General features: G+C 64.6%; 13 protein-coding genes. 9 read left to right on the top strand and 4 right to left on the bottom strand.

Features of this window, described 5'->3' with window-relative positions:
* Window positions 1-24 precede the first annotated feature (24 nt).
* Both ACE3SS_RS00610 and ACE3SS_RS00605 read right to left on the bottom strand, forming a co-directional pair.
* Window positions 25-2,208: a biotin/lipoyl-binding protein gene (locus ACE3SS_RS00610; protein WP_374590194.1), complete on the bottom strand. Its 2,184-nt coding sequence runs from the start codon at window positions 2,206-2,208 to the stop codon at window positions 25-27.
* A gap of 12 nt (window positions 2,209-2,220) precedes the next feature.
* Window positions 2,221-3,630 carry an HlyD family efflux transporter periplasmic adaptor subunit gene (locus ACE3SS_RS00605; RefSeq protein WP_374590192.1) on the bottom strand — a complete coding sequence of 470 codons (1,410 nt, stop codon included), beginning with the start codon at window positions 3,628-3,630 and terminating at the stop codon, window positions 2,221-2,223.
* Window positions 3,631-3,787: 157 nt separating this feature from the next.
* On the opposite strand from ACE3SS_RS00605, the gene ACE3SS_RS00600 reads away from it, so the two are divergent.
* From ACE3SS_RS00600 to ACE3SS_RS00580, 5 genes are all read left to right on the top strand, one after another.
* Window positions 3,788-5,356, top strand: coding sequence for a malonyl-CoA synthase (locus ACE3SS_RS00600; protein ID WP_374590190.1), 1,569 nt, complete (start codon window positions 3,788-3,790; stop codon window positions 5,354-5,356).
* A gap of 212 nt (window positions 5,357-5,568) precedes the next feature.
* Window positions 5,569-6,186, top strand: coding sequence for an AAA family ATPase (locus tag ACE3SS_RS00595; protein WP_374590188.1), 618 nt, complete (start codon window positions 5,569-5,571; stop codon window positions 6,184-6,186).
* 85 nt (window positions 6,187-6,271) lie between these two features.
* Window positions 6,272-6,787: an N-acetyltransferase family protein gene (locus ACE3SS_RS00590; RefSeq protein WP_374590186.1), complete on the top strand. Its 516-nt coding sequence runs from the start codon at window positions 6,272-6,274 to the stop codon at window positions 6,785-6,787.
* 89 nt (window positions 6,788-6,876) lie between these two features.
* Complete coding sequence (locus ACE3SS_RS00585) at window positions 6,877-8,211, top strand: ferric reductase-like transmembrane domain-containing protein (protein WP_374590184.1); 1,335 nt, start codon at window positions 6,877-6,879, stop codon at window positions 8,209-8,211.
* Window positions 8,212-8,445: 234 nt separating this feature from the next.
* On the top strand, window positions 8,446-8,760 hold the full coding sequence (locus tag ACE3SS_RS00580) for a hypothetical protein (protein WP_374590182.1): 315 nt from the start codon (window positions 8,446-8,448) through the stop codon (window positions 8,758-8,760).
* A gap of 74 nt (window positions 8,761-8,834) precedes the next feature.
* Here the strand turns inward: ACE3SS_RS00580 and ACE3SS_RS00575 are convergent, their stop codons facing one another.
* Window positions 8,835-9,020 (bottom strand): hypothetical protein, encoded by a 186-nt coding sequence (locus ACE3SS_RS00575; RefSeq protein ID WP_374590180.1) that lies wholly within the window; start codon window positions 9,018-9,020, stop codon window positions 8,835-8,837.
* Between the two features lie 72 nt (window positions 9,021-9,092).
* On the opposite strand from ACE3SS_RS00575, the gene ACE3SS_RS00570 reads away from it, so the two are divergent.
* Complete coding sequence (locus ACE3SS_RS00570) at window positions 9,093-9,728, top strand: hypothetical protein (RefSeq protein WP_374590178.1); 636 nt, start codon at window positions 9,093-9,095, stop codon at window positions 9,726-9,728.
* Between the two features lie 76 nt (window positions 9,729-9,804).
* A complete protein-coding gene (locus ACE3SS_RS00565) occupies window positions 9,805-10,422 on the top strand; it encodes a class I SAM-dependent methyltransferase (protein ID WP_374590176.1) in 618 nt (205 codons plus the stop codon).
* A 25-nt stretch (window positions 10,423-10,447) separates the two neighbouring features.
* Here ACE3SS_RS00565 and ACE3SS_RS00560 read toward each other — a convergent pair whose 3' ends face one another.
* On the bottom strand, window positions 10,448-10,801 hold the full coding sequence (locus ACE3SS_RS00560; protein ID WP_374590175.1) for an FKBP-type peptidyl-prolyl cis-trans isomerase: 354 nt from the start codon (window positions 10,799-10,801) through the stop codon (window positions 10,448-10,450).
* 193 nt (window positions 10,802-10,994) lie between these two features.
* Here ACE3SS_RS00560 and ACE3SS_RS00555 point away from each other — a divergent pair, with 193 nt between their 5' ends.
* Together ACE3SS_RS00555 and ACE3SS_RS00550 are read left to right on the top strand one after the other, a co-directional pair.
* Window positions 10,995-11,342 carry a zinc ribbon domain-containing protein YjdM gene (locus ACE3SS_RS00555; RefSeq protein ID WP_374590173.1) on the top strand — a complete coding sequence of 116 codons (348 nt, stop codon included), beginning with the start codon at window positions 10,995-10,997 and terminating at the stop codon, window positions 11,340-11,342.
* A gap of 22 nt (window positions 11,343-11,364) precedes the next feature.
* Complete coding sequence (locus ACE3SS_RS00550; protein ID WP_374590171.1) at window positions 11,365-11,817, top strand: DUF4124 domain-containing protein; 453 nt, start codon at window positions 11,365-11,367, stop codon at window positions 11,815-11,817.
* Window positions 11,818-11,878: the final 61 nt, after the last annotated feature.

The following is an 11,878-nucleotide window of genomic DNA, read 5'->3' as shown; positions in this document are numbered from 1 at the left end:
ACCGCGCCCCTTGCCGCCGCGCGGCTAGCGTTGATCGGCAAAGTGCCGCAAGAAGATCTGCCGCGCGCGCCACGCCAGGCGCTGCCACAGCGTTTGCGGCGCGAGGTCGAAGCGCACGTAGACGCGCCCGCCCAGATGCGCCAGCTCGGCGCCGGGCAAGGCCACGTCGAACAGATAGACCGGCCCGGTGGTGCGCAGCATCTGCTTGTCGTCGGGGTCGGTGGCAAAGGGGCCGCCGTTGCGCTCGGCCAGCGCCGCGCCCGGCAACTGGTTGGCCGCCGCCGGCACCTCACGAATCACCTGGCCCGGCTGGCGCAGGCCCAGGGCCTCGTCGAGCTGCACCGATACGGCTCGCACGCGGGCCCGCACGGCGCCCACGTCCTGCTCGCTCACGGCGGCGCGCACCGTCACGTTGCCGGCATCGATCACGTAGCCGATGAGCGTGCCCTTGAGCACGTGGCGGTTGGCCCAGTCGTCGGCCTGCGGCAGCACGAACACGCCGTCGCGCCCGGCCCGCAGCGTGAGGTGGTCGGCCTCGGCCTGCTCTTGCGCCAGCGCCTGCTGGTCGCGCTCCAGGGCGGCTTGCGCGTTGCCGGCGTCCAGCGGGTTGCTCGTGTAGGCCGACGCCAGTTGCGCCTGCGCCACCTGCACACGGGCCTCGGCCACTTGCACGCGCATGGCGAGATCAGGGTTGCGCAGCACCACCAGGGGTTGGCCGGCGCGCACGGGATCGCCGTCTCGCACCAGCAGTTGCGCCACCTCGCCGTCGGCGGCGGCGCGCACCTGAGCTTGCTCGGTCGGCCAGACCACGCCTTGCGTCATCACCGAGCTCGACCACGGCACAAAGCCCACCAGCGTCACCACGCCCGCCAGCACCACGCCAGACACCGCCAGCGTCTTGCCCCGGGCTCGGCCCAGATCGGGGTCGCCATGCACGGCCGCCCAGCAGCGTTGCAGCGGCGTCACCACCAGGCTCAAACTGAGCCACACCGCCAAGGCCATGGCCAACAAGGCCGAATGCTCGGCCAACCACAGCACCAGACTGGCCGACAAGGCCGTGCGGTAGGCCCACGACAAGGGGCTGTAGAGCGTCCAGACCGTCTGCTCCAGGCCGTCGCCCACGGACGATTGGGACTCGGCCGCGTCGTCGCCCGACTTCGGCGGCTGGATGCCCAGCACGCGCTTGAACCCGCGCACCACCAGCGTCTGGCCATGCTCGGCGCTGCGCGTGGCGAGGTTGGGCAGATCGAGCACGTCGCACAGCAGGTAGTAGCCGTCGTAGCGCATCAGGGGGTTGCCGTTGAACAGCAGGGTGGACAAGCCGCCCAGGCTCATCACCGCGAACGCGAGGTCTTTCAACCAGCTCGGCTCCACGTTCAACCACACCAGCAGCGCCAGCGCCGCCAGCGTGAGCTCGACCATGATGCCGGCCGCGCTCACCAGCGCCCGCCGGCCGCGCTGCGAGAGGCGATGCGCGCTGGTGGCGTCGATATACGGCAGCGGCATGAGCAGCATGAAGCTCACGCCCACCTCGTGCGATTCGCAATCGAAGCGGCGCAAGGCCAGGCCGTGGCCCAGCTCGTGCAAGAGTTTCATCACCGGGTGGACCAGCCACACCCACAGCAGGCTGCGCGGCGTTTGCGCCAGCTCGCTGGCCTGTGCCGCCAACTCGCCGCGGTGCCCCCACGCCAGCCCGCCGGCCAGCAGCACCAGCGCCAACCAGAGCCAGAACATCGCGGGGCGAAACACCGCGTGCGCCAAGCCCGTGCAGCGCTCCAGCACGGCGGTGGGGTCGAACAACGGCAGGCGGAACGACAACGGATTGAGCCGCGCCCGCGCCGCCCGGCGCTCGCCTTGCTGACGCCGCGCCGACTGCGCCCGCACATCGGGCGTCACCTCGGCCTGCACCAGGCCGGCCTCGGTGAGCTGGCCCAGGATGCGGATCACCTCGCTCTGCGTGGGAGCGGCGTCGCCGTGCAGCTTGATCAGCACGCTCCACAGCTCACCCACGCTACGCTGGCCGTCCAGCCGGCCGATCAGCTCGTAGGCCCGTTCGTTGACGCGGTGAAAGCGCTGCCCCGCTTCGTTGTGCAGCACGTACCAGAGCTGGCCGCGCATGGTCTGACGGCGCACGCGCACATGAGGCCGCAACTGCGGGTGCAGGTTGGCGATGCGATACCAGTGCGGCGAAAAAAGCGACTCGCTCATCGCCCGCGCCTCTCAAATCCAGGCCCAGGCGGCATAGCGCAGCCAGCCCCAGGCTTGGCGGGCCCAGCGCCACGCCAGCGGCTCGGCCGGCAGGCTGATCTTGCCCACGCCCTGCAAGCCGGGGCGCAGCTGTTGCAGCGCCTGCTGCAAGGCGGGTTCGGGCAGCAGTTGCGCCTCGATCTCGTAATGCAGCGCGCCGTCGGTCAGCTTGGTCACCGGGGTGATGCGCGCCACCGTAAAACGCAAGGGCTGGTTCGGCAAGGCCGACAGCAGCAGGCTGCCGCCCTGCCCCACGCTCAAGCTCGCCACGTCCGCCTCGGCGGCCTCCAGCATCACGCGGTATTGCAGACCCGGGGCCAGCACCAGCAGCGTATCGGCGCGCTTGACGGGCGCCCCCAGCATCTGCGTGAGATCGCCCTGGATCACCACGCCGTCGTAGGGCGCCACCAGCTTGGTGTGCGCCAGTTGCTCGTCGGCCAACTCCAGCTGCGCGCGCGACTCGGCCGCCTTGGCCTGCTCCACGGCAGCCTGGGCGCGGTCGCCGCGGGCAAAGGCCTCGGCAAAGGCGTTCTCGTGTTGTGCCAGCTCGGCCTGCCGGGCCCGGCGGGTGTGCTGCAGTTCGTCGTCCGACAACTCGGCCAGCACCTGCCCGGCCTTCACCACGTCGCCGGGGCGCACGTGCACGGCGCGCAGGTAGCCGTCTTGCGGCGCGGTCATCACGCGCTGCTCGGCGCCGTCCAGATGGGCATGCGCCGCCACCCGGTGCGGCAACGGCACGACCAGCAAGCCCAGCGCCGCCAATGCGGCCAGCCGCACGCCCCAACGCAAGGCCACCTCGCGGGGGTCGTGCCAGCGCGCACGCAAGCGGTCGAGGCGACGCCACAGGCGCTCATGCCAGGGGCGCTCCAGCTCGCGCTTCAAGATCAGCAGCGGCGTAACCGTGCTCACCAGTTGTTCGAGCGCCAACACGTCGTCGGCGCGAAAAGGCTCGTCGGTGCGCTCGCACATGAGCGCGCCCACCACCTCGCCGTGCTGAGCCAGCGGCACCGTGAGCACGCCAGCCAGGCCGTCCTTGCGCAACAGCACCTGGTGCGCCTGCGTGATCAGCGGCAAGCCTTTTGAGTCGCTCGGCACGCACACGCTGGCGCGCTGCTGCACCGCCTCGAACATCGCCTCGGCCACGTCGGGCAAGGCGCCGCGCAACACGGCCTCGGCGCCGTGCGACAAGCCCATCACCCGCATCTCGTCGCCCAGCATCCAGCCCAGGGCCACGCGCCGGCAGCCGGCCAGAGCCGCCACCTCACTGGCAAATGCGCTCACCGCCTCGGCAAAATTCGCCGCCTGCAACACGCTCTGCATGCTGGCCTGACGCGCGTGCGCCATCCCGCCGCTGGCGTGCTTGGGCAAGGGTGCGTCGGTCATCAACATCGGGTGATCGGCATCAAAAGAGGCAGCAAGACTTTCCCCAACCGTCGAAACACGGGGGGTCGTCTACATTCTCTTTATCGGCCGCCGTGCTTATCTAATGAATAGCGCGCCTGGCACCTCGCAAATCCGTCGCAAATCACCGGAATTCGCCATGAACGTGTTCGCCGCCCTGCAAGCCGCCTACCCCGCCGACCGCTCCCGCGTCGCCATCGAAACCGACACCGGCCTGCTCTACACCTGGCAAGACATCGAGCGTGCCACCGCCATGCTCGCCAACCTGCTCACCAGCCTCGACCTGCACGGCCGCACGCTCGACGACGGCACCTATCTGCCCCCCGTGGTGGCCGCCCACACCGACAAATCGGTCGAAGCCCTGCTGCTCTACCTCGCCACCCTGCGCGCCGGCATGGTCTACCTGCCGCTCAACCCGGCCTACCGCCAGGCCGAGATGGACTACTTCTTGGGCGACGCCCAACCCGCCGTGGTGGTCTGCGCCCCGGCCGACTTTCAATGGCTGAGCCGCGTGGCGTTTCAAAAACGCGTGCGCCACGTCTTCACCTTGGGCACCGACCGCACCGGCACCCTGCTCGACCGCGCCAGCTTCATGAGCGACCAGCACCGGCCCGACGTTTTTGAGTCGACCAGCTTGTGCGCCATCTTGTATACCTCTGGCACCACCGGCCGCAGCAAGGGTGCGCTGCTCACCCACGGCAACCTGCTGAGCAACGCCCGCACCCTCATCAAGCACTGGGGCTGGCGGCCGGACGACGTGCTGCTGCACGCCCTGCCCATCTTCCACATCCACGGCCTGTTCGTGGCCTGCCATTGCGCGCTGCTGTCGGGCAGCAAGCTGCTGTGGCTCGGCAAGTTCGAGCCCCAGGCCGTGCTGCAGCATCTGCCCCAGGCCACCGTTTTCATGGGCGTGCCCACCATGTACAGCCGCCTGCTCGCCCAGCCCGGCCTCACCCGCAGCGCCTGCAACGGCATGCGCCTGTTCGTCTGCGGCTCGGCCCCGCTGCTGCCCAGCGCCTTTGCCGACTTCGCCCAGCGCACCGGCCACACCATTCTTGAGCGCTACGGCATGAGCGAAACCGGCATGCTCTGCTCCAACCCCTACCGCCCGGCCGACGGCCCCCGCCTGGCCGGCAGCGTCGGCCCCGCCCTGCCAGGCGTCGAAGTGCGCGTGGTGGACGACGCCGGCTCCCCCTGCCCGGCCGGCGCCGTGGGCCACATCCAGGTGCGCGGCCCCAACGTCTTCATGGGCTACCTCGGCATGCCCGACAAGACCGCCGAATCCTTCACCGACGACGACTGGTTCAAAACCGGCGACGTTGGCAAGATCGGCGCCGGCCCTGACGACAAGGGCTACGTCAGCATCGTCGGCCGCGCCCGCGACCTCATCATCACCGGCGGCTTCAATGTCTACCCCGCCGAGATCGAAGACCACCTCAACCAGCTCCCCGGCGTGGCCGAGTCCGCCGTGTTCGGCGTGCCCCACCCCGACTTTGGCGAAGGCGTGGTCGCCGCCGTGGTGCCCCAGCCCGGCGCCCACCTCACCGAAGCCGGCCTCATCGAGCAAACCAAGCAGCGCATTGCCAACTTCAAGGTGCCCAAGCGCGTGTTCGTGCTCGCCGAGCTGCCGCGCAACGCCATGGGCAAGGTGCAAAAGAACCTGCTGCAAAAAGAGCACGCCGCGCTGTTTGGGGCCAACGCGGGCTAAGCCGGCGCGGCAGCCGCACGGCCACCCCGCAGCCATGAGCCAAGCGGACCACGCCGCGCCCCAACCGCCCGCCAAGCCGCAAAAAACAAGGCTCCGCGCGCAGACCCCAAGCGTTTTCTATCGTTACCGTCGTTAACATAGAACTCGCCCCAAGGACATGGCTGCCGCGCCTCCTGCAGCGCCGCAGCCGCACTGCAGCACAAGGAGCCTCTATGCCCGTGATCGTGGTTGCCAACCCCAAAGGGGGCGTCGGCAAATCGACCGTATCCACCCAAATCGCCGGCTACCTGGCCCACAGCGGCCACCAAGTCATGCTGGGCGACATCGACCGCCAGCAATCCGCCCGCACCTGGCTCACCCTGCGCCCGCCCGAGCTGCCGCCCATCCAGACCTGGGAGGTGGAACGCGACCACATCGTCAAGCCGCCCAAAGGCACCACCCACGTGGTGCTCGACACCCCCGCCGGCCTGCACGGCAAGCGGCTCGAAGAGGTGATGAAACTGGCCGACAAGGTGCTCATACCCCTGCAGCCCAGCATTTTCGATATTTACGCCACCCGCGATTTCGTTACCGAACTGCAAGCCCGCAAAAAAGGCCACCACGTGAGCATTGCCGCCGTGGCCAACCGCGTGAAAACCGGCAGTATCTCGGCCGACCAATTACGCACCTTCTTGCACACCCTGAATATTCCGGTGCTGGGTGAATTCAGAGATACCCAGAATTACGTGCATTTGGCGGCACGGGGTTTGACGCTGTGGGACGTGGCACCTTCTCGGGTGGAGAAGGATTTGGAGCAGTGGAAAGAGGTGATGGGGTGGTTGGAGGGGTGATGGATGGTTGGATCTGCATATATGAACCAGCTCCATATATAGACAGAAACCCAACCCGCCACCGCTCAACAATAAGTTAGCCACCATGACTATCCGCCCCGCCACCATCTGCGACGCAAAAGGAATTGCAGAAGTTCATGTCCACTCATGGCAGGCCGCATATCGGCAATTGCTCCCCGACGACTTTTTAGCTGCATTATCCGTTGAGAAGCGGGAGGTGATGTGGGGCAAGTTGCTTGCTGGCGGAAAGCCTTCCCTCTTGGTCGCCGAGTCCGCCGGCAAACTCGTCGGATTTTCAGCATTTGGCCCCTGTCGAGATGAAGGTGCCGAGTCGGCTGACTACGAGTTAGAAGCCATATATGTCGCGCCGCCACATTGGTCTTCCGGCGTAGGTCGTGAATTGTGGCTGTCTTCCCTCGATGCGTTGCTCGCAGTAGGTGCCAAATCAATTAGCCTTTGGGTTCTTGCTGGAAACGAGCGCGCCATACGGTTCTATCAGGCAGCGGGCTTCCATATCGATCATGGCATGGCCACTAAAGTATCAAGTCTAGGAGGAGTTCAAGTGCATGAAGTCCGCTATATACAGAGACATGGTGGCTAACCTCTCATTCCTCCGGACCTGCGCGAAAAACCGCGCAGGCCGATGAATTCAAACGTTAACCGCACACCAAATTGCACCAGAGGTGATTCATGAAACGCATCAAGCTTTCACTCCTCGCTGTGCTGATATTGCTGACCGCGTTATGGCTGGCCGCCGACACGCTATTACCCGAGCCGCTCACCTATTTCTCGTTTCGCTCGGTGTTCGTGCAATACAGCGGAGTGATCGCCATCGGCGTGATGAGCGTGGCCATGTTGCTGGCCTTGCGCCCCAAATGGCTGGAGCCGCATCTGGGCGGGCTGGACAAGATGTATCGCCTGCACAAGTGGCTGGGCATGACGGCGCTGGTGGTTTCGGTACTGCACTGGTGGTGGGCCAAGGGCACGAAGTGGATGGTGGGTTGGGGTTGGCTGGTCAGGCCCGCCCGCAAGCCGGCTCCGGCCGAAACCCTGGGCGCGCTCGAAGGCTGGTTGCGCAGCCAGCGAGGCTTGGCCGAATCGGTGGGCGAGTGGGCGTTTTACGCCGCCGTGGTGCTGATCGTGCTGGCGCTGGTCAAGCGCTTCCCTTATCACCTGTTCGCCAAGACCCACAAATATCTGGCGCTGGCCTACCTGGCGCTGGCCTATCACTCGGCCGTGCTCGCCAAGTCGGGCTATTGGGCGCAGCCGGTGGGCTGGGTGCTGGCGGCCTTGCTGCTGGGCGGGTGCGTGGCGGCGGTGTTGAGCCTGGCCGGCAAGATCGGCGCCGCCCGCAAGGTGCAGGGCACCATTGCCAGCATCACCGACTACCCGGCGCTGAACGTGCTCGAAACGGCCGTTGTGCTCAACGAGGGCTGGCGCGGCCATGCCGCCGGGCAGTTTGCCTTCGTCACCTCAGACCAGCGCGAAGGCGCGCACCCCTACAGCATCGCCTCGGCCTGGAACCCGGCCGACCGTCGGCTGGTTTTCATCACCAAGGCGTTGGGTGACCACACCCGGCGCCTGCGCGACCGCCTGAAAGTCGGCCTGCCCGTCACGGTAGAAGGCCCTTACGGTTGCTTCAACTTCGAAGATTCGCAACCGCGCCAGATCTGGGTGGGCGCGGGCATTGGCATCACCCCGTTTATCGCCCGGCTCAAGCAGCGGGCGGCCACGCCCGATGCCACGTTGATCGATCTGTTTCACCCGACGGCGGATTTCGACCAGAGCGCCATCGACCACCTCACCAAAGACTCAGCCGCCGCCGGCGTACGCCTGCATCTGCTGGTCAGCAGCAAAGACGGGCGGCTGAACGGCGAACGCATCCGCGCCGCCGTGCCCGAATGGCAGTCGGCCAGCATCTGGTTCTGCGGCCCGTCGGGGTTCGGGCAGTCGCTGCGCGCCGACTTTCTCGCCCACGGCTTGCCGCCTGAGCGGTTCCATCAAGAGTTGTTCGAAATGCGCTGATTCATTTTTTTCGATGTCATCCGCAAATGCAGACCACCGCTACGCTCGGCTCCGCGCCATCGATTTGGCCGGCGGCATTACGCACTGGGCATCTTTGCTTTCATTGGGGTATTTTTCATCGGCATTCAATGGGCGCTGGAGCGAGCAGACATCCGCCAGGCCCATTTAATATAGAAATTTACTCAGCAAGAATCGCCCGCCTATTGCCAACCGTAATAAAAATCCGTGGGTAACATGCAAACAAAAATCTTTGCCACCTCACTCGCCCTGATTGCCTCAACTCTACATTCTACCTATGCAAATGACTCACCAGATCATTATTCGTATTGGGTAGACAGATATCCATCTGAAAAATCACCCAACAATCAAATCGACCTGCTCAACCAGCCGGCGCTGAAGAAAACACTTCGCAATTTGCTGCCCCAGCAAGAGCTTCGATCCCTCTCAAAGTACACCATCGAAACCCCCGCAGAAAAGTTGAAAATTATTTGGTTGCAAACCGATGCCGCCCACATAACTGCTCAGCAGAAACCGCAACCATTGTCATAGACCTGGAAAGTACAAAAACCTGGGCTAGCTTCTTCACCCGCGAGGCAAATCGTGTAACGACCCGGTGGTATGGCTCAAATGAGGATTATTCCGTCCTCCCCGAATCCATCAAGAATGATTTCATAACCCGACACGGCGATTGAATAGCCAAAGAAAATCATGGGCATAAGCCCAGCCTTGAAAATGCACCCGCTGACGCAGAAGCCCGGCAGGCCGGAGTAAACGAAGCGCACCCAGAAATTTGAGCTTTGAGATACCATGCCGTGGTTTGCTGGTTCACCCCGGCAAACAGAAATCAAATCGACACAAACAAACAGTACCGGAGATAACCCATGCCCGCACAATCTGCATTGGACGCACTCGCCAGAGTGCGCGACACCAGCCATTTCTCGTGGTATGTCATCACGCTGTTGCTGGTCGTTCTTTATACCTATTCTCGAGAAATAGACAAAGGCAACTGGAGCCGCGTTCTTGCTGCGCTGGCATTCTGGGGGATGGATTTCTTCAATGAGATCTGGAACAGCCTGCTGTTTCATTTCACGCAATTTGCCCCGGCCTGGAGTGCGCCAGGCGACACCGCGTTTCTCATCTTCATCGGGCTGAACATCGAAATCAGTTTCATGTTCGCCATAACCGGCATCATCGCCACCATGGCCATTCCTGCCGACCGCAACATGAAGATTCTCGGCATCAATAATCGCCTATTCTTCGCGGTTATCATGTCTGCAATGTCGGTGATGGTCGAAATGGGCCTCAACCATATTGGCGCGCTGCGCTGGGAGTGGTCTTGGTGGAACCGCGGCACGCCCTGGCTGATTTTTCTTCTCGGATACTTGCCGTTCTATCTCGTCTGTTATTACGTGTACGACACCACCTCACGGAAGAAGCAAATCATCACCGTATCCTCCATTCTGGGGTTCGATCTGGCTTGCATGGTCGTATTTGGCGGATGGCTCGGCTGGATATGAACCAGCCACACCATATTCAGCACAACTGCCCGAAATATGAATATCACTTCGAGTTGAAAAACCTGAGCCCAATAAAGTGAACTTCTACGATCACCACATCCTCCCGTACCTCATTGACCTGGCTTGCGGCGTGCGCCCTGTGGCTAAGCAGCGCCAGAAGGTCATCCCCCTGGCGCAGGGCAAGGTTTTGGAAATTGGCATCGGCACCGGCCTGAACATGCCGTTTTATGCAAAAGACCGGGTCGAGAAGATCGTGGGCGTGGACCCGGCCTTGAAGATGCATTCGCTGGCGCAAAAGCGGGTGCAGGCGGCGGGCTTGCAGGTCGAACTGGTGGGCTTGTCGGCCGAGCGTTTGCCGCTGGCCGACGCGAGCTTCGACACGGTTGTTTGCACCTACACGCTGTGCTCGATACCCGAGCCGCTGGCGGCGCTGGCCGAGATGCGCCGGGTGCTGAAGCCGGGCGGCAAGTTGCTGTTTTCAGAGCACGGCGTGGCGCCCGACGAGGCCGTGCGGCGCTGGCAGAAGCGCCTGCAACCCATTTGGGGCCCGCTGGCCGGCGGGTGCAGCCTGAGCGCGGACATTCCGCAGTTGTTGGGCGAGGCGGGCTTCAGCACGCAAATGCAGTCCACCTATCTGCCCGGGCCGCGGTTCGTGGGCTACCACTATTGGGGCGAGGCCACGGCGCAGGGCTAGCGCGGTGGCCTGACGAGTTGGCGGCTTAAGCGCTCAACAGCTTCACCTCGAACATCAGCGTCGCGTTGGGCGGGATCACGCCGCCAGCACCCCGGGCGCCGTAGCCCAGATCGGGCGGAATGATCAGGGTGCGCGTGCCGCCGACCTTCATGCCTTGCACGCCTTCGTCCCACCCACGAATCACGTGGCCGGCGCCGAGCGGGAAGTTGAACGGGTCGTTGCGGTCTTTGCTCGAATCGAACTTGGCGCCCTTGACGCCGCCTTCAAAGAGCCAGCCGGTGTAGTGCACGGTCACGTAGGCACCGGCCTGGGCGACGGCGCCCGAGCCTTCGGAGGTGTCTTCGTATTGCAGGCCCGAGGCGGTGGTGATGATGGCCATGGCCGAATCCTTTCTGGGGTTGGGGAGCCGCTTGCCGCCCGGCAACCAGCTCATTTATCGATGTGGCGCGCAGTCTAGCCGCATGAACCCGGGTTGGTGGGTTGCCGCCGGGCGGCCCGGCGTTGCATGATCGGGCATTCAACGAGTGCCGACGCGGTGTCGGCGCCTGCCACCTACTTGCATTGAGCCCTTTGTGAGCGACACCCCCATCACCTGCCCCCGCTGCAACTCCACTTACGTCTATGAAGACGGCAACATGCTGATCTGCGCCGAGTGCGCCCACGAATGGTCTGCCGAGGCCGCCAGCCCGCCGCCGGCCGATGAAGCCGCAGTGGTGAAAGACGCCAACGGCAACGTGCTGCAAGACGGCGACACGATCACGGTGATGAAAGACCTGAAGATCAAGGGCTCGTCGTCCGTGGTGAAGGTGGGCACGAAGGTCAAGAACATCCGGCTCGTCGAGGGCGACCACAACATCGACTGCAAGATCGACGGCATCGGGCCGATGAAGCTGAAGTCCGAGTTCGTCAAGAAGGCCTGACGCGCTCCACCACCGCCGTGCCATGAAACGCCCCTCTTTGCCCCGACTCAGCCGCGTCCTTTGCTTGTTGGTTGGCCTGGCCGCCCCCGCGTGGGCGGCGGCCCAGGTCTACAAGTGGGTGGACAAGGACGGCAAGGTGCACTATTCGCAGCGCAAGGAAGATACCCCAGAGAGCGCCAAGCCGCTGGACATCAAGACGCCCCCGCCGGCCGCGCAACCGGCCAGCGAAGCCGCCAACGGCCGCAAGCCGTGGGACCCGGTCTGGCCCAAGCCCAGCAAACCCTTCGAGCCTGCGGTACCTGCGCCGCTGCGGCCCAAACCGCTCTCAAACGGGCGCGAAGACGGCAGCGACCAGTCGCGCTGCAACCTGGCGCGCGACGTGCTCAGCGGCGCGGTGCGCCACGGCAACGGCAAGGCCACCGACGCTTACGACCGCGAAGTGGCGCAGAACGACGTGCGCAATTTCTGCCACTGAGCCGATCGGGGCGGCGACAAGCGCTCGCGCTGCCGCCGCACGCCGATCTTCACGTTGACGG

The sequence above is a fragment of the Aquabacterium sp. genome, assembly GCF_041915145.1.
GTDB lineage: Bacteria > Pseudomonadota > Gammaproteobacteria > Burkholderiales > Burkholderiaceae_C > Aquabacterium.
This window is presented reverse-complemented; position numbering and strand designations above follow the sequence as displayed.

Coding starts and splice junctions, on each gene's coding strand:
- ACE3SS_RS00610 (WP_374590194.1), bottom strand. CDS start 2,208: ATGAGCGAGTCGCTTTTTTCGCCGCACTGGTATCGCATCGCCAACCTG.
- ACE3SS_RS00605 (WP_374590192.1), bottom strand. CDS start 3,630: ATGACCGACGCACCCTTGCCCAAGCACGCCAGCGGCGGGATGGCGCAC.
- ACE3SS_RS00600 (WP_374590190.1), top strand. CDS start 3,788: ATGAACGTGTTCGCCGCCCTGCAAGCCGCCTACCCCGCCGACCGCTCC.
- ACE3SS_RS00595 (WP_374590188.1), top strand. CDS start 5,569: ATGCCCGTGATCGTGGTTGCCAACCCCAAAGGGGGCGTCGGCAAATCG.
- ACE3SS_RS00590 (WP_374590186.1), top strand. CDS start 6,272: ATGACTATCCGCCCCGCCACCATCTGCGACGCAAAAGGAATTGCAGAA.
- ACE3SS_RS00585 (WP_374590184.1), top strand. CDS start 6,877: ATGAAACGCATCAAGCTTTCACTCCTCGCTGTGCTGATATTGCTGACC.
- ACE3SS_RS00580 (WP_374590182.1), top strand. CDS start 8,446: ATGCAAACAAAAATCTTTGCCACCTCACTCGCCCTGATTGCCTCAACT.
- ACE3SS_RS00575 (WP_374590180.1), bottom strand. CDS start 9,020: ATGGTATCTCAAAGCTCAAATTTCTGGGTGCGCTTCGTTTACTCCGGC.
- ACE3SS_RS00570 (WP_374590178.1), top strand. CDS start 9,093: ATGCCCGCACAATCTGCATTGGACGCACTCGCCAGAGTGCGCGACACC.
- ACE3SS_RS00560 (WP_374590175.1), bottom strand. CDS start 10,801: ATGGCCATCATCACCACCGCCTCGGGCCTGCAATACGAAGACACCTCC.
- ACE3SS_RS00550 (WP_374590171.1), top strand. CDS start 11,365: ATGAAACGCCCCTCTTTGCCCCGACTCAGCCGCGTCCTTTGCTTGTTG.